The organism is Actinoplanes sp. NPDC051513 (genome assembly GCF_044454685.1).
Classification (GTDB): domain Bacteria; phylum Actinomycetota; class Actinomycetes; order Mycobacteriales; family Micromonosporaceae; genus Actinoplanes.
In genome coordinates this window covers 300,753-324,163 of sequence record NZ_JBITDW010000007.1, presented here as the reverse complement: position 1 = coordinate 324,163, position 23,411 = coordinate 300,753, and the positions used below count along the sequence as shown (strand labels likewise).

Here is a 23,411-nt window from a genome sequence, read left to right as displayed (position 1 = left end):
CGGGGTGACCCGCGACGGCATGAGGTCAGTCCCGCTCGGCGAGCGTCAACTCGACGCCGCCGACGAGGTCGGCGCAGACGTTGTAGATGAACGCGCCGAGCGTGGCCAGCGCCGTGAACAGGACGACGTTGACCGCGCCGATGAGCATCGACGTGCCGATGACACCCCAGGCGGTGATGCGGAAACCGCCGCTCGAGGAGGCGTCGGTGCCGCCGCTGGCGCTCACCAGCTCTTTGAGGCTGTTGTTGACCTCACTCCAGACGCCCATGGCGTCGAGGGCGAGATAGAGCACCGACGTGGCGACGACCACGACGATGAACAACACGACGGAGACGGCGAAGGAGAACTTCATCACGGACCAGGGGTCGATCCGCTTGAGGTTCAGCCGGGCACGCCGGGGCCCGCGTGCGGCGGCCCCGGTGACCGTGGAGCGGGCCGAGCGGACGGCCTCGGTGACCCGGGCCGCGCCGACGGCGCCGGACTGCTGGCCGGGGCCGCCGGGACGCTGCTGCGGCTTCGCGCTGCCGGTCATCCCGCCGGGCTGGCCTTGGCCAGGGCCGGGGCCGGGGCCGCCGGGCCGCTGCGGGGCGGCCTGCGGCGGACCGGGACGGGAGGGCGCGCCGCCCTTGCCCTTGGTGACTATCGGCACGGTCGCCGATCCCTTGGCCACGGCCGGGCCGGCGGGCCGTTTCGGGTCGGACGAACCGTCGCTGTCGGCGGGCGGCTCACCCGGCGGCGGGGCCATGCCCGGCGCCCGGGTGAACTTCGGCGGGGACGGAGCATCGGCGGGGTTGGCGGCGCGTGCCGCGCCATCGCGCCCGTTCGCGGCGGCGTCCTTGGCCGCCTCGCCCGGAGTCGCTGAGGCCCCCGCGGCCCCCGACTTCGCCTGTGTCTCCGGCATCAACTAGTCCTGTTCGTCAGGCTCGTCGGCATTGCGAGCAAGCGCCACGATGGTTACACCTTCTGGGAGGTCCATCAGCTTGACCCCCATTGTGTTCCGATCCCGTGTGCGCCGTACAGGCTTCACGGGAGTCCGGATGACACCACCATTGCTGGTGATGGCAAATAGTTCATCCTCCGGGCTGATCACGAGCGCGCCCACCAGACCACCACGACGCTCCGTGATTTTCGCGGTGAGAACCCCCTTGCCGCCCCTGCCCTGTACCGGATACTCCTCGATCGGCGTCCGCTTTGCATACCCACCATTGGTGGCGACCAACACATCCATGCCCTCGCGAACCACTTCCATCGCGAGGAGTTCGTCGTTGTCACCGAAGCGCATGCCGATCACGCCCGAGGTCGCCCGGCCCATCGGGCGCAGCGCCTCGTCGGTCGCGTTGAACCGGATCGCCTGGGCATGCTTGGAGACGAGCAGAAGATCGTTCTCCGATGCCGCCAGGGCCGCGCCCACCAACTCGTCATCCTCCCGCAGGTTGATGGCGATGATGCCACCGCTGCGGTTGGAGTCAAATTCTTCGAGTCGGGTCTTCTTCACGAGCCCATTCTTAGTGGCGAGCACAAGGTAGGGCGCGACCTGGTAATTCGGGATCTGGATCACCTGCGCGATGTGCTCGTCGGGCTGGAAGGCCAGCAGGTTCGCGACGTGCTGACCCTTCGCCACGCGAGCCGCTTCGGGCAGTTCGTAGGCCTTCGCCCGATATACCCGGCCCTTGTTGGTGAAGAACAGCATCCAGTCGTGGGTCGAGATCACGAAGAAGTGCGACACGATGTCGTCCTGCCGCAGCGTGGCGCCACTCACACCCTTGCCGCCGCGCCTCTGCGACCGGTACAGATCGACCTTGGTGCGCTTCGCATATCCCGTACGTGTGATGGTCACCACAACGTCCTCGCGCGCGATGAGGTCCTCCATGGAGACCTCGCCGTCGAACGGGATGATCTGCGTGAGGCGCTCGTCGCCGAACTTCTGCACGATCTCGCGCAGCTCCTCGGAAACGATCGCCCGCTGCCGCTCCGGCTTGGCGAGGATGTCCTTGAGGTCGGCGATCTCAATCTCGATCTTGGCCAGCTCGTCGATGATGCGCTGGCGCTCGAGGGCGGCCAGGCGGCGTAGCTGCATGTCGAGGATCGCGGTGGCCTGCACCTCGTCAACGTCGAGCAACTGCATCAGGCCCTGACGCGAGTCCTCCACCGTCGGCGAGCGCCGGATCAGGGCGATGACCTCGTCGAGCATGTCGAGCGCCTTGACCAGACCGCGCAGGATGTGCGCGCGCTCCTCGGCCTTGCGCAGCCGGTACGCCGTACGCCTGCGGATGACCTCGATCTGGTGCTCGACGTAGTAGAGGATGAACTGCGCGAGGTTCAGCGTGCGCGGCACCCCGTCGACCAGCGCCAGCATGTTCGCGCCGAACGTCTCCTGCAGCTGGGTGTGCTTGTACAGGTTGTTCAGCACGACCTTGGCGACCGCGTCGCGCTTCAGGACCAGGATCAAGCGCATTCCGGTACGCCCGGAGGACTCGTCCCGGATGTCGGCGATGCCGGTGAGCTTGCCCTCCTTGACGAGCTCGGCGACCCGCTCGGCGAGGTTGTCGGGGTTGACCTGGTACGGCAACTCCGTCACGACGAGGCAGGGCCGGCCGCGCGCGTCCTCCTCGACCTCGACGACCGCGCGCATGCGGATCGAGCCGCGGCCCGTCCGGTACGCGTCCTGGATCGCCTGCTGACCGACGATCAGACCCCTGGTCGGGAAGTCGGGTCCCTTGACGAGCCCGAGCATCGCCTCGAGCGCGGTGGCCTCGTCGGCGTCGGGGTTGTCCAGGGCCCATTGCACGGCGGCCGCGATCTCGCGCAGGTTGTGCGGCGGGATCTTGGTGGCCATGCCGACCGCGATGCCCTCGGAGCCGTTGACCAGCAGGTTGGGGAAGCGGGCCGGCAGGATCGTCGGCTCCTGCGTACGCCCGTCGTAGTTGTCCTGCATGTCGACGGTGTCTTCGTCGATGTCCCGCAGCATCTCCATCGCCAGCGGCGACAGCTTCGACTCGGTGTACCGCATGGCCGCCGGCGGGTCGTTGCCCGGCGAGCCGAAGTTGCCGTTGCCGTCGATCAGCGGGTAGCGCAGCGACCAGGGCTGGCCCATGCGGACCAGGGCGTCGTAGATCGACGAGTCGCCGTGCGGGTGGTAGTTGCCCATCACGTCGCCGACGACGCGGGCACACTTCACGTAGCCGCGGTCCGGGCGGAAGCCGGAGTCGTACATCGCGTAGAGGATCTTGCGGTGCACCGGCTTGAGGCCGTCCCGCACGTCAGGCAGCGCCCGGCCCACGATCACGCTCATCGCGTAGTCGAGGTACGAGCGCTGCATCTCGACTTCGAGACCGACGGGCTCGACTCGCTGGGTCACGCCCCCGCCGGTTTCCTCGGGGGATTCGTCGCCGGCGGGGGGTTCGGGAGTGTCAGTCACAGTTAACCCTTACTCAAGGTGAAACCAGACAAGTACGGCTAAAGCGCGCAGCTCGCTGTGGATAACGTTGTGGAAAGTCGGCGGACGCTGTGGATATCCCTGCCCTCAGATGTCGAGGAACCGCACGTCCTTGGCGTTGCGCTGGATGAACGAGCGCCGCGCCTCGACGTCCTCACCCATCAAGACGCTGAAGAGCTCGTCCGCTGTTGCAGCGTCGTCGAGAGTCACCTGGCGCAAGGTGCGCGTGGACGGGTCCATCGTCGTGTCCCACAACTCGTGGAAGTTCATCTCGCCAAGGCCTTTGAACCGCTGGATGTCGTCCGGCTTGGCGTTCGCCTTCTTCTGCTGGCGCAGCGCGATCAGCCCGTCGCGCTCCCGGTCGGAGTAGGCGTACTGCGCGTCGTCGCCCCGCTTGTTCCACTTGATCTTGTACAGCGGCGGCGCGGCCAGATAGACGTGACCCTGCTCGACCAGCGGACGCATGAAGCGGAACAGCAGGGTCAGCAGCAGCGTCTGGATGTGCTGGCCGTCGACGTCGGCGTCCGCCATCAGCACGATCTTGTGGTACCGCAGCTTGGCGATGTCGAAGTCGTCGTGGATGCCGGTGCCCAGCGCCGTGATCAGCGACTGGACCTCGTTGTTCTTCAGCACCCGGTCGATCCGGGCCTTCTCCACGTTCAGGATCTTGCCGCGGATCGGCAGGATGGCCTGGATCTGGCTGTCACGGCCCTGCTTGGCGGAGCCGCCGGCCGAGTCACCCTCGACGATGAAGAGCTCGCTGACCCGAGGGTCGGTGGACTGGCAGTCGGCCAGCTTGCCGGGCATCGAGCCGGACTCGAGCAGCGACTTGCGCCGGGCCAGCTTGCGGGCCTGCTGAGCGGCGATGCGTGCCCGGGCGGCCTGCGACGCCTTGGTGATGATGGTCTTGGCGTCGGCCGGGTTGCGATCGAACCAGTCGGCCAACTGCTCGTTGGTCACCCGCTGGACAAAGCTCTTCATGTCGGTGTTGCCGAGCTTGGTCTTGGTCTGGCCCTCGAACTGGGGATTCTGCAGCTTCACCGAGATAATCGCGGCGAGACCCTCACGGATGTCCTCGCCGGAGAGCTTCTCGTCGCTCTTGAGGAACTTCTTCTCGGCGCCGTACCGGTTGACCATGCTGGTCAGCGCGGACCGGAAGCCCTCCTCGTGGGTGCCGCCCTCGTGCGTGTTGATCGAGTTCGCGAAGGTGTAGACCGACTCGCCGTACGACTCGTTCCACTGCATGGCGATCTCGACGGCCATGCCCTCCTCGGCCGATTCCGTGCCGAAGTCGATGACCGTCTTGTGGATCGGGTTCTTGGTCTGGTTCAGGTGGCGGACGAAGTCGGAGATGCCGTCCTCGTACATGAACGTGACCGAGCGGTGCTTGCCCTCTTCGTCGACCGAGCGCTCGTCGGTGAAGTTGATCGTCAGCGCCTTGTTGAGGAACGCGTACTCCTGCAAGCGGCGGTAGATGGTCTGGAAGTCGAACTCGACGGTCTCGAAGATTCCCGCGTCGGGCCAGAACTGCACCGTCGAGCCGGTCTTGGTGGTCGTCTCGCCCTTCTGCAGCGGGCCGGGCTTGGAGTAGTTGTAGTCCTGCCGCCAGACGAAGCCGTCCTTGTGGATCTCGACGTGCATGCGGGTGGAGAGCGCGTTGACGACCGAGACGCCGACACCGTGCAGGCCGCCGGAGACCTTGTAGGCCGTGCCCTCGAACTTTCCGCCGGCGTGCAGGATGGTCAGCGCCACCTCGACGCCCGGCTTCTTGAGCTTCGGGTGCAGGTCGACCGGGAAACCACGGCCGTTGTCGGTGACCGAGACACCACCGTCGGCGCGCAGGACCACGTCGACGGTGTCGCAGTAGCCGGCCATCGCCTCGTCGACGGCGTTGTCCACAACCTCCCAGACCAGGTGGTGGAGGCCGCGCTCGCCGGTCGAGCCGATGTACATACCGGGACGCTTGCGGACTGCCTCGAGGCCTTCGAGCACGGTGATCTGACCCGCACCGTATTCCTGCTTCTTCTCTGCCACCCTCGGCCACTTTCTCGCACCGGACCCCTGGTGGGGCCCCGCAACGGGGTTGGCGGGCGCGCGGCGGGCAGCCGGCGGGCACGACGGACCAGAGGCAGACGCCGCGGGGAGGAGCGGACCACCGGTGGAACCGTGCACGCCGGTCGCCGCGGCGGGCCCGCGGATCGTGATCGGCTGGAAAAACCGCGTAGCGTTACGACTGTCAACGCCCAGTCGTCTCCGACCGCCACGCAATGCTTTCCCGGTCTGTGTCGATTCTACCTCGCCGAAACGAATTTGCGGGGGTCCGGCACCCCGTCCGGGTGCCTCAGATCGCCGTAGCGCCGTCGGAGCCGCCACCCACGTCTCCCCCTACACGGAAGTGTTGCCCAGCGCAACGACAAGTCATCCGGCTGTCGATCGTCACCGCGCGCCTGCCGGACCGGGCGGCCACGCGCTGCGACACTGCCTCACAACACCGGGCCGCGGTGTCGTACTCTCGCCCGCGCGGATTCGGTGGATGGCCGGACGGCCGCGTGGCAGGTCGAGGAGGGGTGGCCCCCAACATGGCGCACGACAAGGGGCTGGAGAACGTGGCGGTGCACTGGCCGCGCACGAACCAGTACTACGACCCGGTAGCTCCCGCCGAGTTCGTCGACTTCGGGGCGATCGCCGACGCTCCCGAGATCGCCGCACCGACCGGGGCGCTGGCCCTGCACATCGCGAAGACCGGCACGGTGCGCGCGACGGCGTACACCGAGCTCGTCGACCTGCTGCTGGGCCTGGACGGCGTGCTCTACGCGACCGATGCCGCCGCCGAGGACGAGGACCCGGTGATCGATCCCGACGGCTGCGCGTGGATCGCCGGTGGCCTCGAGCGCTTCGTCGAGGGCCACGAGAAGTTCGGCGATCTGGTCACCTTCGACACCGTCGCCGAGGTGATGCGCGCCGCGATCAACCAGGGCCGCCTCGCCGAGCAGCAGCTGCGCTGGCTGGAGAACCGCCTGTCGGCCCTGCGCGACGACGCCGGCAACGCGCCGCACTGGAGCTTCGCCCGCTCCGAGCTGGCGATTCTGGCGGGCTTCTACCGCAGATGCGCCGATCGCGGTTTTGCCGTCTTCGCCGATTACTGATCAAACTCGCAATCCGGTTTTAACGTCCTGGCCCTTGGTTTCGCTCATCAGCCGTAGGTGTCGCGCGGTCCCCGCCCCTGCACTCGGCGCGGGCCCTTGCTCCACGACGGCGCGGCCGGGCCGTGGATGTTGAGTTTCTTGACCACGTTGTGGCCCACCTCGCCGGCGATGCTTCTCAGCAACGACGCGGCGAGCAGGCGCAACTGCGTGGCCCACGCCGTCGACTCGGCCTCGACCGTCAGCACGCCGTCGTCGAGCTTCACCGGCCGGCTGTGCTGGGCGATGTCCGGCCCGACCACCCGCTCCCAGGCGCCGAACACCGTGGCCTCGGCCTTGGGCTTCTCCCAGCCGCGGGCCTTCATGAGCCGGCCCAGCACATCGCCGAACAGCTGGGGATCGCGCGGATCGGGGCCGGGGCCGGAATAACCGCGCAGGCGCTTGCCGGTGGCGCCCGCTCCACCCCGCCGCCGTGGGTTGGCCGAGGCGGCCTTGCGCTTGGCGAGCGCGGCGTCGAGCACGGCCCGCGCCAGCTCCGGCCCGGAAGCGCCCTCAGCGCCTTCCTGAGCCTTCGAACCGCCCCCGGCCTGATCCACTCCTGCCCCCGGGCCCGAATCGGCCGCAGAACGCCGCTCGTCCGGCTTGGCCGCTCCGCCGCGAGCGGGCGGGCCCTCGCCCGGCGTGCCGGCCACCCCGCGGACTGGTGGTCGCTCAGCCGGCGTGCCAGCCGCCAGGCGGGCTGGTGGTCGCTCAGCCGGCGTGCTGGCCGCCCCGCGGGCTGGTGGTAGCTCGTCGGGCGCGTCGGCTCCCGCGCGACGGCGCCGGCGATCCCCCGACTCGCCGGCGGTTTCCCGGCGGTGCCGGCGCTCCTCCGACTCGTCGCCTGGTCCGCGCCGGCGCTCGCTCGGCTCGTCTGCGGGCCCGCGCTGAGGCTCGCCCGACGTGCCGGCCGGGCCGCGGGAGCGCTGGGGCTCGCCCGGCGCCTCGGGCCGGCCCTGAGCGCGCCGGCGCTCGCCCGCGGCTTCGGCCGGGCCGCGCGGGCGCCGCCGGTCGTCCGGCGGCGGGGCGTCGTACCAGGACGGGGCGGTGTCGCCCTCGCCGAGGTGTGGATCGGGCTGTGGAAAGTCGCCCTTGGGGAAGAACCGCTCGGCGGTCGGGTCGTAGGGGCGGTCGTCACTGGGCACGGGTCACCGATCCGAGGGTCACGTCGAAGCGGGCGCCACGCAGCGACGGCGGGACGTCCTCGGGGACCGCGCATGTGACCAGCAGCTGGCCGGCGTCGGCGACCAGGGCGGCGAGACGGTCCCGGCGGCCGCTGTCGAGCTCGGCGAACACGTCGTCCAGCACCAGCACCGGCTCAATGCCGTCGGAGCGCAGCAGGTCGTACGCGGCCAGGCGCAGCGCCAGCGCGAACGACCAGGACTCCCCGTGGCTCGCGTAGCCTTTCGCGGGCAGGTCGCCCAGGGCGAGGGTGAGGTCGTCGCGATGCGGGCCGACCAGGGTGACGCCCCGCTCGATCTCGGCGGTCCGGCGCTCCTGGAGGGCGGCGAGCAGCGCCTGCTCGAGCGCGGCGCGGTCGGGCACGAGGGCGTTGCCCAGGCCCGCCGCCGGCGCGGCTCTACTCGGCGCTAGGGCGTCGTCCGGTCCCGGCGCGGCTCTGTCCGGCGCCAGCGCGTCGCCCAGGGCCGAGGCGTATGCGATCGAGGCGGCCGCGCGGCCGGCCGCGACCGCGTCGTAGGCCTTGGTCAGGTGGGGGCCGAGGGCGGCGACCAGCTCGAGGCGGCCGGCCAGCAGCTCGGCGCCGTGGTGGGCCAGATGCTGGTCCCAGACGGCCAGCGTGGACAGATCCTGGCCGCGGGTTCCGCCGACCTTGCGGGTCAGGTACGCCGTGCGCAGCAGGGCGTTGCGCTGCTTGATCACCCGGTCGTAGTCGGAGCGGACGCCGGCGTAGCGGGGCTGGCGGGCGACGAGCAGGTCGTCGAGGTAGCGCCGGCGTGCGGACGGGTCGCCGCGGACCAGCTCGAGGTCTTCGGGGGCGAACAGCACCATGCGCAGCGCGCCGAGCACCTCGCGGGGGCGGCGCACCGGCGAGCGGTTGAGCCGGGCGCGGTTGGCCTTGCCGGGGACGATCTCCAGCTCGACCAGCAGCTCGCGTCCTTCGTGGACGATCGCGGATCGGATGACGGCCGAGGCGGCGCCGGCCCGGACGAGGGGGGCGTCCGTGGCCACCCGGTGACTGTCCAGTGTGGCCACGTAGCCGAGCGCCTCGACGAGGTTCGTCTTGCCCATGCCGTTCTGGCCGACCAGCACGGACACGCCCGGGTCGAGGTCGACCGCCACCCGCTCGTACGAGCGGAAGTCGGCCAGCTCGACCCGGCGTACGTACATCCCTTTGGTTTCCTTCGCAGTACGGCGAAGCCGCCTTGGCAGCTCGGCGGGCTCAGCCGACGACGGCGTGGCCGCCGAACTGCTGACGCAGCGCGGCGACGGCCTTCATGGCCGGCGAGTCGATCTGGCGGGACTCGAAGCGGGTGAACAGCGACGCGGCGATGACGTGGGCGGGCACGGCGAGACGCACGGCCTCGTCGACCGTCCAGCGGCCCTCGCCGGTGTCCTCGGCGTAGCCCTTGAGCTTGCCCAGCTCGGGGTCGCCGTCGAGCGCCCGGTCGAACAGGTCGAGCAGCCAGGACTTGACGACGCTGCCCTCGCGCCAACTCTTGATCGCGCCGGGCACGTCGTCCACGTACTCGGAGGCCTCGAGCAGTTCCCAGCCCTCGGCGAGGGCCTGCATCATGCCGTACTCGATGCCGTTGTGGACCATCTTGGTGTAGTGGCCGGCGCCGACCGGGCCGGCGTGGACGAAGCCGTACGGGCCCTCGGGCTTGAGCGCCTCGAAGATCGGCATGGCCTTGGCGACATCTCCGGCGCTGCCGCCGACCATCAGGGCGTAGCCGTTCTGGCTGCCCCAGATGCCGCCGGAGACGCCGCAGTCGATGTACCCGATGCCCTTGGTGGCGAGCCGCTCGGCGCGCGGCCGGTCGTCGGTGAACTTGGAGTTGCCGCCGTCGATGATCAGGTCGCCCTCGGACAGGAGCTCCCCGAGCTGGTCGATCGTGCTCTCGGTGATCTCCCCGGCCGGAACCATGGTCCACACGACTCGCGGCGACTGGAGCTTCCCGACCAGTTCGGCGAGCGAGTTTACGTCCCGCTTCTGCGGATGGTGGTCGAAACCGACCACTTCGTGCCCGGCTTTGCGGATACGGTCGGCCATGTTGCCGCCCATCCGGCCGAGACCGATAAGGCCAAGCTGCATGGTGTTCCCCCTAGATGTGCGGTTCTCTCAAGCCCAGTATCAGCGCGTTACCCGGATCGGCATGATCAGATAGCGGTAACCGGGCACGATTTCGCCGTTTTCGCCTGCGGGGGAGATCACAGCGGGCTTGAACGCGTCGACGAACGACAGGACCGCGTTGGGCGCACCCAGGTTCTGCAGGCCGTCGATCAGGTACTGCGGGTTGAAGCCGATCGTCAGCGCCTCGCCCGTGAACGCCGCCTCCATGGCCTCGCTGGCCCGCGCCTCCTCGGTCGCGCCGGCCTCGACGACCAGGCCGTCCTCGCTGAAGCTCAGCAGCACCGGGGTGGTGCGCTCGGCCACCAGGGCCACACGCCGCACGACCTCGACGAGCGCGGCGACCCCGACCCGGGCTTCGGCGTTGTGGCTCGCCGGGAACAGCGAGCGCACCGGCGGGTAGTTGGCGCCGTCGAGCAGGCGGCTGGTGCTGCGGCGGGTGCCACCGGCGAAGCCGATCATGCCCTCGCCGGCGTTGCCCTGCGACAGGGCGAGCGTCACCGAGCCGCCCAGCGGGCCGAGCGTCTTGGCCGTGTCGTTCAGCGTCTTGGCCGGAACCAGCGCGTTGAGGCTGATCTCGGGGTCGTCCGGGTTCCACTCCATCTCGCGCATGGCGAGGCGGTAGCGGTCGGTCGCCAGCATCGCCATGCTCGAGCCGTTCAGCTCGATGCGGACGCCGGTCATCATCGGCAGCGTCTCGTCGCGGCCCGCGGCGATGGCCACCTGGGCGACCGCGGCCGCGAAGCCGGCGGCGTCGACAGTGCCGGCGCTGGACGGCATCTCGGGCAGTGTCGGGTAGTCCTCGACCGGCATCGTCGGCAGCGTGAACCGGGCGCTGCCGCAGACCAGCTCGAGATGGGCGCCGACCGCGGCGATGTCGACCGGCTTGGCCGGCAGCGCCTTGGTGATCTCTGCGAGCAGGCGGCCGGAGACCAGGGCGGCCCCGTCGGCGTCGGCCTGCACCTCGACGCTCACCTGGCTGGAAACCTCGTAGTCGAAGCCGGAGACGTGCAACCGGCCGTCGGTGACTCGCAGCATGACGCCGGCGAGCACCGGCACCGACGGACGGCTGGGCAGGCTCTTGGCCGTCCACGCCACGGCGTCGGCGAGTGCGTCTCGCTCCACCCGGAACTTCATGCTGTCCTCCGCGTCGCTTCCTCATGTCGGGGGCTTCGACCCCCACGAACCTTATTGCGGGCAGCAAGCCCGTGCGTGCCCGGCCCTGCCGTTGCTCTTCAACTTCGAGGAGGCGGGAGCCGGCTGCGGCTCCATCCACACCTTCCCCAACGCCGTTGATTGATTTTTGTTCTCTTATAAAAAACTTCTAGTCGTCATCATCGGGGCTGTGCACAGTGTGGAGAACTCAAGTTGGTGCAGGTCAACCGGTTATCCACCGGTGATTCACATGTGGGCAACCAGGGTACAAAGCCCGGTCTGCGTCCACAGTCGTCGACCCGACTTCGGTTGTCCACCGTTGTCCACCGGCTATCCACCGGATATCCACCGGGTTTGTCCCCCGGCCTGTGCATAGCGTCGGGACGGTACCGGGTCGTTCTCCCCAGATCCTTCAACAGGAAATCCACACGCTTCCACAGGACGTGGACAACTTTGTGACGGAGAGTGTCTGTCCACATCGATTTCCCCAGGGTTCGTCCACATCTGTGGGTTGAGGCGCCGAGGGTTGTCCACCGCTGGGGATAAAGGCCTGTGGAGACCTGTGGATTGGTGTGGAAAACGTTGGCACGAAACGGTTCCGTTCTGACGTTGACAAGTGTGGGCTGTGTGTGAGCGCGGATCGACGTCGGTCGTGCGGCTATGCACCGGGGTTATGCACAGGCTGTGGGAAAAGGTATGGAAAACCCATAAATCGTACTCTTTAGGGTGCTTCAGCCTGTGGGTAACTCGTCTCGCTGTGGATGAGGAGCGCAACCGGCGCGCGCAGCTTGACCACGACGCGCGGCGCGTGCGGGAACTGCCGCTGCTGCGGTTGGGGGCCCGTCGACGCGTACGAAATCGGCGTTTGGGTGTTGGTGGTGAGCTCGGGCCGGAAGAGATCAGGTGCTCTGTTTGATCCTGTTGGTGAGCTCGGCGATCTGGTTGTAGAGCGACCGGCGCTCGGCCATGTGCTGGCGGATCTTGCGGTCCGCGTGCATGACGGTGGTGTGGTCGCGGCCGCCGAAGGCCTGTCCGATGCGCGGCAGGGAGAGATCGGTGAGCTCCCGGCAGAGGTACATCGCCACCTGGCGGGCGTTCACCAGCACCCGGGATCGGGAGTGCCCGCGGAGGTCTTCCAGCGATACGCCGAAGTAGTCGGCGGTGGAGACCATGATCTGGTCGGCGGTGATCTCGGGGCCGGCGCCGTCGGGCATGAAGTCGCGCAGGACCTCTTCGGCCAGGGAGAGCTGTACCACCGAGCGGGTGAGGCTGGCGAAGGCCGTCACCCGGATGAGGGCGCCCTCGAGCTCACGGATCGAGTTGGAGACGCGCGAGGCGATGAACTCCAGCACGTCGTCGGGGGCGTACATCCGCTCCTGGGCGGCCTTCTTCTGGAGGATCGCGATACGCGTCTCGAGATCGGGCGGCTGGATGTCGGCGAGCAGGCCCCACTCGAAGCGGGTGCGCATGCGGTCTTCCAATGTGGCCAGCTGGCGCGGGGAGCGATCGGAACTGATGACGATCTGCTTGTTGGCGTTGTGCAACGTGTTGAAGGTGTGGAAGAACTCCTCCTGGGTGCGCTCGCGATTTTCCAGGAACTGGATGTCGTCGATCAGCAGGATGTCGACGTCGCGGTAGCGCCGCTGGAACGCCTGGGTCTTGTCGTCCCGCAGGCTGTTGATGAAGTCGTTGGTGAATTCCTCGGTGGAGACGTAGCGCACCGCGCGGGCGTGGCCGAGGGTTGTCGCATAGTGGCCGATCGCGTGCAGCAGGTGCGTCTTGCCCAGACCGGAGCTGCCATAGATGAACAGCGGGTTGTAGGCCTTGGCCGGTGACTCGGCGACGGCGACGGCGGCGGCGTGCGCGAAGCGGTTGGACGAGCCGATGACGAACGTCTCGAACATGTACTTCGGGTTGAGACGGTTGCCGTCGTTGGTGCCGCGCGGGTTGCTCGACGGCCGGATGTCCATCGGCGCGCGGCCGGGGCCGTTGTCGCTGCGGGTGGGCAGCGCGTCCTCGATGAGCGTGGGGCGGTTGTCCGGGCGGGGCTGGTCGCGCAGCTGGTCCGGGGCCATCCGGCGCGGCGCCTCGCCGGCGGCGGGCTGCTCGGGCGCCATCGGCGGGCGGCTCATCGGGCTGATCGGCGCCGGTGCCATCGGTGGCGCGGCCGGGGCGGCCGCGGGGGCGGCGTCGAAGAGGGCTTCCTGCCCATCCCGGGCCGCGGGCACGTTGCGGTAAGAGGGTCGGCTTTCCGGGTACGGGTCGTGCGCGTACGCCGGGATCTCGGGTTGCGGGCGCTGCTCGGGCTCGGCATAGTGCCGCGGCTGCGCCTCTTGCTCACCCGGCTGCTCGATGGGAGTGCCGTAGACGGTGCCGGGCAACCCGGTGCCGTCCTCCGGGGGCTTCACGGTGACGGCGACCTGGATCGGGCGGTTCAGCCGGCGGCTCAGCGCCTCGGTGATCGCCGGGCGCAGCCGCGACTCGATCACGTCCCGGGTGAAGGCGTCCGGCACGGCCAGCAGCGCGGTGTCCTCGACGATGGCGCGCAGGTTGGTCAGCTGGAGGTATGCCCGCTGCTGGCGCGACGAGATCTCGTCGGCCAGTTCCTCCAGCGTCGCCTTCCACACGTCGCTCAGGTCGACCTGATCGGCCACCGCCGCGCCACCCCCATCGCCACCGACCCCCGGTGGACCTTGTCCGGCTTACCGTCTTTGCCCCGCCGTCGCCTTTTGCAGGCGCTCGACGGCTCCCCCAATCCAGCACCACATTTAACGTGCTGAACACGCTTGACGCCACCGGTTGTCCACAGGTTATCCACAACCTGTGCACTGACCGGCGGTTGCTCCCCCGGCCGGACGGTCGGCAGACTTACCGGAGCCTGGTACGGCGCGGTTGTACAGGCTCACCGTGCCGAACGATTCACCTGCTTGTCCGGTTTTGGTCCGGTACGTCGTGGTATGCACAGAGCGCTGATGACCAGCAAACGGGCACGCTAACAGCGACGTTGCCGAAGCTACAACTGTCGCACCGCCCGCCCGACGTCCTCGAGCGGGAAAAGATTCACTACCCGCGCAGAAAGACGAGCCACCGCGAGGTGGTCGCCCAGCTGTCGGCGTGCCGACGCACGATATAGTTGACCCGCATCGCCGCCCTGCGTAGGGTCGGGCGGTTGCTCCGCCGCGTTCTGGTAAAGTGGCGTCTTGCAGCCCTGATGCCCCCTGGACGTTGTCCTCAACAGACGTCAGTAATGAAGACGGAGTTTCGACGTGAGCAAGCGCACCTATCAGCCGAACAACCGCCGGCGCGCCAAGACCCACGGCTTCCGGCTGCGGATGCGTACCCGTGCCGGTCGTGCCATCCTTTCCGGCCGCCGCTCCAAGGGTCGCGCCAAGCTGTCGGCCTGAGCCGGCGGCTTGCGGGCCAGAATGCCCAGGTAGTCGTGCTGGCCGCGGCGCAGCGTATGCAGCGTAGCGCCGACTTTGCCGTGACCATTCGCGGCGGTCGGCGGGCCGGCCGGGGCACGGTCGTCGTTCATCTGCTTCTCGAGGAGCCGGTGCGAGCCTCCACGGCACGCGCCGGCTTCGTCGTATCCAAGGCCGTTGGCAACGCGGTGGTGCGCAACAAGGTGCGCCGCCGGCTCCGTCACCTGGTCAGGCCGCTGCTCGGCGACCTGCCCGACGGATCGTTGCTGGTGGTCCGGGCTCTCCCGGCGGCCGCGTCAGCCTCGTTCGCCGAGTTGGGCACCGATCTTGAAGCGGCTCTCTCGGCGGCTCGCCGACCCCGGCGGCAGCGATGAGCGTGCTCGCCCGTGTGCTGACCGCGATAGTCGTCGCGTACCGTCGGTATGTGAGCCCGGTGCTGCCGGCCCGCTGTCGGTTCTACCCCTCGTGCAGCGCGTACTCCTTGGAGGCGCTGCAGAAGCACGGTGCGATAAGAGGGACAGGACTGACGATCTGGCGACTCCTGCGCTGCCACCCCTTCCACCCTGGCGGGTACGACCCGGTGCCTGATCCGATCCGTCACCGACCTGCCGATGTGACTGGAGCCTGAATTGAGCCTCGACTGGATCTACTACGCCATTTCGTGGATCCTCCTGCGCTGGCAAGCCCTGTGGGACTTCATCGGGATCCCGGACACGAAGGTGCTCGGGACCAACTGGTCCTGGGTGCTCGCGATCGTCTTCCTCGTGGTGACGGTCCGCGTCATCCTGTTCCCGGTCTTCGTCAAGCAGATCAAGAGCCAGCGCGCGATGCAGGCGCTGCAGCCCAAGGTCAAGGCTCTGCAGGAGAAGCACAAGGGTGACCGGGAGACGCTCCAGAAAGAGATGATGGAGCTCTACAAGACCGAGAAGGCGAACCCGCTCATGGGCTGCCTTCCGATGTTCTTGCAGATCCCCGTCTTCCTGGGCCTTTTCCACGTGCTGCGCCGTCTGAACCCGGCGAACACCCAGACCACGCTGTACGGCTGGACCACCGAGCAGTTCCAGGACGCCACCCACGCGTCGCTGTTCAACGCCCCGCTGGCCTCGAAGTTCGGCTCGACGGCGCAGGAGTTGGCCGCCCTCGGGGCCAACAGCGTCACCGTCAAGGTCGTCGCGGGCATCCTGGTCCTGATCATGATGGCCAGCACGTACGCGACCAGCCGGCAGATGATCCTCAAGACCGGCTGGGCCGAGGACCCGCAGCAGAAGATGATCCAGCGCCTGATGCTCTACGGCATCCCGCTGTCGCTGCTCGTCTCCGGCTCGCTGTTCCCGATCGGTGTCATCATCTACTGGGTCACGAACAACCTGTTCACGCTGGCTCAGCAGCAGTGGGTGCTCCGCAAGTTCCCCCCGCCGCAGATGGCCGGCAGGGGTGGTTCCAAGGCTCCGTCCGCCCCGGTCAAGAAGAGCACCGGCACCGGGAACGTCCCGAAGAACCCCGTGCAGCCCGGCCGCATCGGTGGCCTGTTCGGCCGCAACAAGGCGCAGGCCGAGCCGGAGACCCCGGTGGTCGACACCAAGAAGCTCGCCCCGCGGCCCGGCGCCAAACCGGTGAATCCGAAGAAGGGCGCCAGACCGGCGAGCAAACCCAAGGGATGATCGCGGCTCGGGCGTCGTACGGCGTCCGAGCGCTCCCCTGCCTGAACCTCCCCGCGGGCGCCGCCGCGGGAAACAGCGGACCGAGCAGGTCCGGCCCGATGAGTACGGAGATGAACCGTGACCGACACCAGCACTCCCGATTCTTCGGTCTCCGCCGACGCGCCTTCGTCCGAGGCTTCGGCCCCGGACGAGACGACGGCCGAGGAGACCAAGAAGTCGGAGACCGTCACCTCCGAGAGTGACCTGTTCCGGCAGAGCGAGATCGCCGCTGACTACGTCGAGGGTCTGCTGGACATCCTCGACTACGACGGCGACATCGATGAGCTCGTGTCGGCCGGGCGCCCCATGGTCGAGGTGGTCGGCGGTCGGCTCCAGCCGCTCGTCGGCCAGCGCGGCGCAACGCTCGAGGCGCTTCAGGAGCTCACCCGGCTGGCGATCTTCCGGGCGACCGGATCGCCGAGCCGGTTGCTGCTCGACATCGGCGGGTACCGCGCGTCCCGCCGCAAGGAACTGGCCGCGGTCGCCCGCAACGCCGTGGAGAAGGTCAAGGAGCACGGCGACCCGGTGCGGCTCGAGCCGATGTCGGCGTTCGAGCGTAAATGCGTGCACGACGTGGTCAACGCCATTCCGGGCGTGCAGAGCGAGTCGGAGGGCGTCGAGCCGAATCGCCGGATCGTGGTGCAGGCGGCGGACTGAGAATGACTGAACCCCGCTTTGGCGCGGGTGAGAGCGGCCCGGGCGAGTCTTCGTCCGGGCCGTCGTCTTTCCCGGGGCGCCGGAATCCGCGGCGGCCTATCGCGTTTCCCGGACGGAACTCGTCTTCTGCCCCTCGGGCGGACGGGTCTGCCCGATCTTCCGCCCCTTCGCCGCCCGCCTCGTCTTCGCCCTCTTCATTGCCGGCTTCGGCGGGTCCTGATGGCGCTACCCCTCCGGCCGAGTTCGCCGCGGTGGCGGAGCGGGTTTTTGGGGATCGGTTCGGGCTGGCGGTGGAGTATGCGCGGCTGCTCGTCACCGATGGGGTCGTGCGGGGACTGATCGGGCCGCGGGAGGCTCCACGGATCTGGGAACGTCATCTGATGAATTGTGCGGTTATGACTGAGATCATCCCTATCGGCGCTTCGGTGGTTGACGTGGGGTCTGGTGCCGGTTTGCCCGGTATCGTGCTGGCAGTGGCCCGGCCGGATCTCAGCATCACCCTGGTCGAGCCGCTGGCACGACGAACCGCGTTCCTGTCGGAGGCGGTGACCGCACTCGGCCTCGAGTCGACCGTCACGGTCGTCCGGGGCCGCGCCGAGGACGTCGTCGACGGGCCCCCCGCCGGCGCCGACGTCGTCACCGCGCGGGCGGTCGCCCCGCTCGACCGGCTGGCCACCTGGTGCCTGCCGCTTGCCCGCATCGGCGGGCGGCTGCTGGCGCTGAAGGGCAGTTCGGCGGCCGACGAGGTGACGGAGCACCGTGCGGTGATCGCCTCGTTGGGCGGCGCCGACCCGGTTCTTCACGCCTGCGGGGTGGGCGTCATCGACCCGCCGACGACGGTCGTGGAGATCGTCAAGGAGCGCGACGCCGTGCCACCACGATGGAAGCCGTCCAGCCGGGCGGAGGCTCGGGGGCGCGGCGACGGCGGAAGAGCCGGCGGGCGCGGCTCCGGGCAAGGGAGAACGCGGAGGGGATAAATGGCCAAGCGGGGCGCCCGAAAGAGAAACGTCAAGAACCGACGTCCCGGCTCGGCCAAACCTATGTTGCCGCCTGGGGGAGGTGCTTCCCCAGGCGGCGGTGCGTCTTCGGGCGGTGCGTCTTCGGGCGGTGCGTCTTCGGGTGGTCGGACTTCCGCGAGCGGCGGTGCTTCTCGGGGCGGTGGGGCTTCCCCGGGTGGAGCGCGGCCTCCTTCCAGCGGGGCGGGGGATTCTGAACGTGGCGTGAGCGGGTCTGCATCGTCGCCGCGGCCGGTGACCGAGAAGCGGGGCAAGGCGGCGCGGCGGCGTCCGGCGGGTGCGACTGGGCCGGGCGGCGGGCGGCGGGGATTCGGTGAGTCGACGCGGTCGTCCGACGGCGGTCGGAAGGGTGAGGCGCCTAGCCGGGACGGGGGGTCGGGGGGCGTTCCGGAACCCCGAACTCCGGGTGTGGCGGATGAACCTATGGTGCCGGATTCGGCTTCCGCGGAGTCGGAGTCGGCCGGGGATTCGGATCGGGCGAGGTTTCGTGCGGGGCGGCTGAGCGGGTACGTCTCGAAGGTGGCGTCGGTGGTGTCGCGGCGACAGCCCGGGCGTCAGCAGCGGGTTCGGTCTCGTGAGGGCGACGAGCCTGGTCGGGACGGTCAGGACATTGAGAACGCGCAGGCGCGGTGGGGGCGGGCACGCAGTCGCGAGCAGGTGGGGACGGCGAGCCTTGCGGTTGGTGAGGCTTCATCGCGTACGGATAAAAATGTCACGAAGAATGAGTTGCCCCTCGTTGATGTTGAAAGCGGTGAGGTTGCGGCGCTTTTGTTTGGCTTTGAGGGGGAATGCGCGCAGGGAGATCGGTGCGCCGAGGCCTCGGCATTGCGGCTGGTGCCGGGCATGATGGTCTTTGCGACGCCGCCAGTTGATGATCTGTCTACGTTGCACTCGCCTCAACAGGCGGACGGCCGTGGCGAGGCTCGCCCGACCGCCGTAGGCTGGCCGGGCGTCGATAGTGTGGACCGGTCTTCTGCTTCCGGAACGCACGTGTCGCCTACCGACCCGTTCCTCACCAACAGGGATAAAACGGTGCATGAGTTCGGTGTTTCACGTGAAACCGAGTCGCCTCTCGGCCTTACCGGGACCGCGGGCGGTGCTTTCGGCGGCTCCACTGGCGCATTTGTGGTTGAACCGGGTGTGCCATCGCCTCGAGTAGGCAGCGGTTACGTGCCGCGAGCCTCCTCCGGGCAGGTCTACGGCTCGCCCACGTCGCAGTCGGGGCCCGATGAGCCGCGCCTTCCTGCGCCGCGCTCCGGCCCGCCCGCGGTCGCCTCGTCGCCGGTGCCGGCTTCGGCGTCGCCTGCTGCTCCTACTTCGGGTGGCCCGGTGGCGCCGGCGGGACCGTCATTCGGGCCGGCGAGTCCCACGTTCGGCGCTGACGAGCATGTTTCACGTGAAACGCCGAGTCAGGATGAAGACGATCCGCCACTCGCCATGGAAGCGTTGCGAGCTGTGCAGATCCTCAACCCGAGCGGCGAAATCACCATGCCGCGTCCGGACCACCCGAGGGTGCTCTGCGTCGCGAATCAGAAGGGCGGCGTCGGTAAGACGACCACCACCGTGAACCTTGCGGTCGCCCTGGCGCTGCATGGCAACCGCGTGCTCGTCGTCGACCTTGACCCGCAGGGCAACGCCTCCACCGGTCTCAGCGTGCCCCACCACGCCGGCGTGCCGGATGTCTACGACTGCCTGATCGACAACGTGCCGCTGTCAGAGGTCGCACAGCCGGTCGAGGGCATTCCGAACCTGTTCTGCGTGCCGGCCACGATTGACCTGGCTGGTGCGGAGATCGAGCTCGTCTCGGTTGTGGCGCGCGAGTCCCGCCTGGCGCGGGCGATCTCGGCCCACCCGGAGAAGTTCGATTACGTCTTCATCGACTGCCCGCCGTCACTTGGCCTGCTGACGGTCAACGCGCTCTGCGCGGCGCAGGAGGTGCTGATCCCGATTCAGTGCGAGTACTACGCGCTCGAGGGCCTTAACCAGCTGATCAACAACATCAACCTGGTTCGGCAGCACCTGAACCCGACTCTCGACGTCTCCACGATCCTGCTGACCATGTACGACCGCCGGACCCGGCTCGCGGACGCGGTCGAGCAAGACGTGCGCAACCACTTCGGGACCAAGGTGCTCAACGCCGTCATCCCGCGGAACGTGCGGGTGTCGGAGGCGCCGAGCTATGGGCAATCCGTGATGACCTACGATCCCGGATCGAGAGGTGCGACCAGCTATTTCGAGGCCGCCCTGGAGATCGCGATGCGTGGCGTCAGCACGGGAGGCACGGCATGAAAAATCGTCCACGGGGCGGCCTGGGCCGCGGCCTGGGCGCGCTGATCCCGACGGCGCCAGCCGTCGATCCGTCATCCCCCCCGGTGGCGCCGATGCCTGCGCCCCCTCCCCTGGAGTCTCACGGCCGACCGCCCGTTGATGATCATCAGCTGGCGCCGGTGCCGGGCGCGCGCTTCGCCGAGCTGCCGGTCACGTCGATCGTGCCGAACGCCAAGCAGCCGCGGCACCACTTCGACGAAGAGGCCCTCGAGGAGCTGAAGACGTCGATCCGGGAGGTCGGCTTCCTTCAGCCCATCGTGGTGCGCGATCTCGCGGATGGGCACTTCGAGCTCGTCATGGGCGAGCGCCGCTGGCGAGCCGCGCAGGCCGTCGGCAAGGAGACGATTCCCGCGATCGTGCGCGACACCCGCGACGACGCGATGCTGCGGGACGCACTGCTCGAGAACATCCACCGCGCCAACCTGAACCCGCTCGAAGAGGCGGCCGCCTATCAGCAGCTGCTGGAGGAGTTCGGCGCCACGCACGAGGAGCTCGCCAAGCGGATAGGGCGCAGCCGACCGCAGATCTCCAACACGATCCGCTTGTTGAATCTGCCGCCGCAGGTGCAGCAGAGGGTGGCGGCCGGTGTGCTGTCCGCCGGGCACGCTCGCGCGCTGCTCGGGCTGAACGACGGCCAGGCGCAGGTTGATCTCGCCAACCGGATTGTGGCCGAGGGGATTTCGGTACGGTCCACCGAGGAGATCGTGACGCTCGCGCTGGCGGATGGGGCGCCGGCGAAGAAGGCTGCGCCGACCCGGCGGGCGAAGGTCCACGCGCCGGCTCTCAACGAGTTGGCCGATCGGCTGTCGGATCGGTTCGACACGCGAGTGAAGGTCGACATCGGCCGGAACAAGGGCAAGATCACCATCGAGTTCGCGACGGTCGACGACCTCGAGCGGATCGTGGGGATGATCGGCGTGGAGGACGAGGGGCTGTCTTCCACCGACTAGGAAAGTGCGATTCGATCTTGAAGGCACGTGACTCGTCACGTGCCTTTCTTGTTGGTTCTGGATCTCGGCAGCGCCCGGACCGCTTTGTGACGGTTTGGAATGTCCTAGGGCCCAAAATCCACCCGTTCCGAAACCCCAGGAGAATGGCTCTGACAGAACCGAAACGGACGACCGTCCTCGGTTGAATTCGATCATCGTCTTTTTATATAGGGGGAAGGTTTTCTCATGACTGTCGAGCGGCCTGATCCGCCTCGGTGCGGTGGCGAGCGGGAGATGCTCCGGGTCTTCCTTGACTTCCATCGGGCGACGCTTGCGATGAAATGTGACGGGCTCTCGGACGAGGAGTTGCGGTCGCTTTCGATGCCGCCTTCCACCCTCAGTCTGCTCGGGCTGGTGCGGCATATGGCCGAGGTAGAGCGGACGTGGTTCCGGCGGGTGATCGCCGGCGAGGATGTTCCGCTGGTGTGGTCGGCGGAGGGGGATTTTCAGGAGGCATATGCGGCCGGGTCTTCAACTCGGGTCTCGGCGTTTGGGGCCTGGGAGGCCGAGGTGGAACGGGCGCGGGAGATCGAGGCGGGGGCGGAGTCGCTTGATGTGATGGGCCATCAGGCGCGATGGGGCGAGGACGTTTCGCTTCGCTTCGTGATGCTGCACATGATCCATGAGTACGCCCGCCACAATGGGCACGCCGACTTTTTGAGGGAGGGCATCGACGGCTCGGTCGGCGCTTGAGTGCTGCGGTCGTGGTCGGCCTTCCGTCTGATGAGGGTGGTGGCTTGCGGGCTGATTGTCTTGCGACTGGAGGCGGGTGCTTGGCTCTGGCCTTCGCCCGCCTCCCATCGAGGTTCGCTGTTTCACGTGAAACCAAGGGCGTTTTGCCGATCTTGGCCCGTGAAGCCACCTCCAGTCGCCGACGTTAGGGCGCCGTGAGGACGTCGCAGACGAAGGGTGCCTGCGGTGTCTCGGAGCCGGCCTGGTCTCCGAGTGCTGCCCCGCCCTCGCGGGGCCGTTTCACGTGAAACGGTGTGGCCGGTATTTCAGAGGGTGCCGGGCACCGGTCGTTGAGGGATCTCCCAACCGACTCCCGGCGTCGGCATTGGCCCAGCGTCGAGTTCGCGCTGTCTTGCGCCCCGGCGGCTTTGCGCCCCGGCGGCTTTGCGCTCCGCCGGCTTTGCGCTCCGCCGGCTTTGCGCCCCGCCGTCCTTGCGCCCCGCCGTCCTTGCGCCGCGCCGTTCGTATGAGCCTTGCGTCGTGCCCTTCGCGTGAACTCGGGTATGCCGCGCCGTTCGCTCGAGCCGCGAGCCTGCGGCGCTTACGTCAGCCCCGTGCACGATGCACTCGGCTCACCCAATAGCAGACGTCGCGCCAGCTCTGCACACACCACCCGAGGGCTGGGCGTAGGCCCGCTACGTCGCCCGGACCTCACGCCGGGAAAAGCCCGTCCCCCGTTTCACGTGAAACATCGAGATCCCGTGGCGCCGCCGTGAGCTCCCGCTCTGCCGTAGATCCACTGCACCAACGCACTCGCCCAGGTCTCTCCTCCAGGCGACCATCGAACGAACCTGCGTCGATCAACTGTTCCCGACTGACCTGGCCGGTCGTTTTTGGCTCGGCGGCCCGGATGACGCCTTTCCCCGCAACCCAGCTCGGCGGCGCGACTCGGCTCAGCGTGGTGCCGGCCTTGGCGCGGGCAACGTGCCGCTGCGCGCTACTGGGCGCTCGGGCCCTGGGCCGGCGCGACACGCACAGCCCACACCCGGAGCGCTCACAGCCGGAGCGCTCGCAGCCGGAGCGCTCGCAGCCGGAGCGCTCACGCCCAGACCGTTTGCGCCTGAAGCCATGTGTATCGAACGCTCAGACCCTGGCTGGCCAACTCCGTCCTCGACCGCTCGTCTGTGGGTCATGCCTTGTCGGTGGGCGTGACGTAGCGGGCGCCTGGAGCCTAAAACGGCTTCGCCACGGCTAGGTCCTGGTGGTTGGCCGGCGACCGAATAGCGCCCCGCACGAGGATCTGTGGATCCCTCCGGCAACGGGACCATGCGCCTGCCGAGTGGAATGCACGAGCAGGACCACTCGGGCCAAGGGCCGGCATGCGCCGTCGGATGGGCCTGCCGGCCTCTAGCGTGATGGCGCCTGGCCCATCTGGTAGAGGGCGGGCACCGGGCCCAGTGTGGGTCCTCGGGGATCGCCGGGTTGGGAAATCGAGCGGGACTTGTTTCACGTGAAACAGGCCGCCTACAGTCCCTCGGAGCCGT

At 68.5% G+C, this 23,411-nt stretch carries 18 protein-coding genes; 10 read left to right on the top strand and 8 right to left on the bottom strand.

Translation table 11 applies throughout. The annotated features are described in order from the left end of the window. Nucleotides 1-25: 25 nt before the first annotated feature. The 3 genes from ACIA5D_RS24485 to gyrB all read right to left on the bottom strand — a co-directional run bounded on the left by ACIA5D_RS24485 (nt 26) and on the right by gyrB (nt 5,470). Entirely contained in the window at nt 26-901 is an 876-nt protein-coding gene (locus ACIA5D_RS24485; RefSeq protein ID WP_396032478.1) for a DUF3566 domain-containing protein, read from the bottom strand. Nucleotides 902-904: 3 nt separating this feature from the next. Further along, nucleotides 905-3,418: a DNA gyrase subunit A gene (gene gyrA / locus ACIA5D_RS24480; RefSeq protein ID WP_396032477.1), complete on the bottom strand. Its 2,514-nt coding sequence runs from the start codon at nt 3,416-3,418 to the stop codon at nt 905-907. Between the two features lie 105 nt (nt 3,419-3,523). Continuing rightward, entirely contained in the window at nt 3,524-5,470 is a 1,947-nt protein-coding gene (gyrB, locus tag ACIA5D_RS24475; protein WP_396032476.1) for a DNA topoisomerase (ATP-hydrolyzing) subunit B, read from the bottom strand. A gap of 545 nt (nt 5,471-6,015) precedes the next feature. On the opposite strand from gyrB, the gene ACIA5D_RS24470 reads away from it, so the two are divergent. After that, nucleotides 6,016-6,582, top strand: a complete 567-nt coding sequence (locus tag ACIA5D_RS24470; protein ID WP_396032475.1) for a hypothetical protein — start codon at nt 6,016-6,018, stop codon at nt 6,580-6,582. 47 nt (nt 6,583-6,629) lie between these two features. Here ACIA5D_RS24470 and ACIA5D_RS24465 read toward each other — a convergent pair whose 3' ends face one another. The 5 genes from ACIA5D_RS24465 to dnaA form a co-directional block, all read right to left on the bottom strand. Then, nucleotides 6,630-7,175, bottom strand: a complete 546-nt coding sequence (locus ACIA5D_RS24465; protein WP_396032629.1) for a DUF721 domain-containing protein — start codon at nt 7,173-7,175, stop codon at nt 6,630-6,632. Nucleotides 7,176-7,752: 577 nt separating this feature from the next. Continuing rightward, nucleotides 7,753-8,967: a DNA replication/repair protein RecF gene (gene recF, locus ACIA5D_RS24460; RefSeq protein ID WP_396032474.1), complete on the bottom strand. Its 1,215-nt coding sequence runs from the start codon at nt 8,965-8,967 to the stop codon at nt 7,753-7,755. A gap of 52 nt (nt 8,968-9,019) precedes the next feature. After that, complete coding sequence (gnd, locus tag ACIA5D_RS24455) at nt 9,020-9,892, bottom strand: phosphogluconate dehydrogenase (NAD(+)-dependent, decarboxylating) (RefSeq protein WP_396032473.1); 873 nt, start codon at nt 9,890-9,892, stop codon at nt 9,020-9,022. A gap of 39 nt (nt 9,893-9,931) precedes the next feature. Continuing rightward, on the bottom strand, nt 9,932-11,065 hold the full coding sequence (dnaN, locus tag ACIA5D_RS24450) for a DNA polymerase III subunit beta (protein ID WP_396032472.1): 1,134 nt from the start codon (nt 11,063-11,065) through the stop codon (nt 9,932-9,934). Nucleotides 11,066-11,982: 917 nt separating this feature from the next. Further along, nucleotides 11,983-13,737: a chromosomal replication initiator protein DnaA gene (gene dnaA, locus ACIA5D_RS24445; RefSeq protein WP_396032471.1), complete on the bottom strand. Its 1,755-nt coding sequence runs from the start codon at nt 13,735-13,737 to the stop codon at nt 11,983-11,985. 612 nt (nt 13,738-14,349) lie between these two features. On the opposite strand from dnaA, the gene rpmH reads away from it, so the two are divergent. The 9 genes from rpmH (at nt 14,350) to ACIA5D_RS24400 (ending at nt 21,888) form a co-directional block, all read left to right on the top strand. Next, entirely contained in the window at nt 14,350-14,487 is a 138-nt protein-coding gene (rpmH, locus tag ACIA5D_RS24440) for a 50S ribosomal protein L34 (RefSeq protein ID WP_015626276.1), read from the top strand. Between the two features lie 35 nt (nt 14,488-14,522). After that, nucleotides 14,523-14,879 carry a ribonuclease P protein component gene (gene rnpA / locus ACIA5D_RS24435; protein WP_396032470.1) on the top strand — a complete coding sequence of 119 codons (357 nt, stop codon included), beginning with the start codon at nt 14,523-14,525 and terminating at the stop codon, nt 14,877-14,879. Then, entirely contained in the window at nt 14,876-15,133 is a 258-nt protein-coding gene (yidD, locus tag ACIA5D_RS24430; protein ID WP_396032469.1) for a membrane protein insertion efficiency factor YidD, read from the top strand. The genes rnpA and yidD overlap by 4 nt, the downstream gene beginning before the upstream one ends. A 1-nt stretch (nt 15,134) precedes the next feature. After that, nucleotides 15,135-16,166: a membrane protein insertase YidC gene (gene yidC / locus ACIA5D_RS24425; RefSeq protein WP_396032468.1), complete on the top strand. Its 1,032-nt coding sequence runs from the start codon at nt 15,135-15,137 to the stop codon at nt 16,164-16,166. A 117-nt stretch (nt 16,167-16,283) separates the two neighbouring features. Further along, a complete protein-coding gene (locus tag ACIA5D_RS24420; RefSeq protein WP_396032467.1) occupies nt 16,284-16,862 on the top strand; it encodes a protein jag in 579 nt (192 codons plus the stop codon). A gap of 197 nt (nt 16,863-17,059) precedes the next feature. Then, nucleotides 17,060-17,839 carry a 16S rRNA (guanine(527)-N(7))-methyltransferase RsmG gene (gene rsmG, locus ACIA5D_RS24415; RefSeq protein ID WP_396032466.1) on the top strand — a complete coding sequence of 260 codons (780 nt, stop codon included), beginning with the start codon at nt 17,060-17,062 and terminating at the stop codon, nt 17,837-17,839. Nucleotides 17,840-19,003: 1,164 nt separating this feature from the next. Next, the gene (locus ACIA5D_RS24410) at nt 19,004-20,167 is read left to right on the top strand and encodes an AAA family ATPase (RefSeq protein WP_396032628.1); all 1,164 of its coding nucleotides are present in this window, start codon (nt 19,004-19,006) and stop codon (nt 20,165-20,167) included. After that, nucleotides 20,164-21,156, top strand: coding sequence for a ParB/RepB/Spo0J family partition protein (locus tag ACIA5D_RS24405; protein WP_396032465.1), 993 nt, complete (start codon nt 20,164-20,166; stop codon nt 21,154-21,156). The genes ACIA5D_RS24410 and ACIA5D_RS24405 overlap by 4 nt, the downstream gene beginning before the upstream one ends. Nucleotides 21,157-21,381: 225 nt before the next feature. Then, nucleotides 21,382-21,888 (top strand): DinB family protein, encoded by a 507-nt coding sequence (locus ACIA5D_RS24400; protein ID WP_396032464.1) that lies wholly within the window; start codon nt 21,382-21,384, stop codon nt 21,886-21,888. Nucleotides 21,889-23,411 lie beyond the last annotated feature (1,523 nt).

Coding starts and splice junctions, on each gene's coding strand:
- gnd (WP_396032473.1), bottom strand. CDS start 9,892: ATGCAGCTTGGCCTTATCGGTCTCGGCCGGATGGGCGGCAACATGGCC.
- ACIA5D_RS24470 (WP_396032475.1), top strand. CDS start 6,016: ATGGCGCACGACAAGGGGCTGGAGAACGTGGCGGTGCACTGGCCGCGC.
- ACIA5D_RS24405 (WP_396032465.1), top strand. CDS start 20,164: ATGAAAAATCGTCCACGGGGCGGCCTGGGCCGCGGCCTGGGCGCGCTG.
- recF (WP_396032474.1), bottom strand. CDS start 8,967: ATGTACGTACGCCGGGTCGAGCTGGCCGACTTCCGCTCGTACGAGCGG.
- yidD (WP_396032469.1), top strand. CDS start 14,876: ATGAGCGTGCTCGCCCGTGTGCTGACCGCGATAGTCGTCGCGTACCGT.
- ACIA5D_RS24400 (WP_396032464.1), top strand. CDS start 21,382: ATGACTGTCGAGCGGCCTGATCCGCCTCGGTGCGGTGGCGAGCGGGAG.
- dnaN (WP_396032472.1), bottom strand. CDS start 11,065: ATGAAGTTCCGGGTGGAGCGAGACGCACTCGCCGACGCCGTGGCGTGG.
- ACIA5D_RS24485 (WP_396032478.1), bottom strand. CDS start 901: ATGCCGGAGACACAGGCGAAGTCGGGGGCCGCGGGGGCCTCAGCGACT.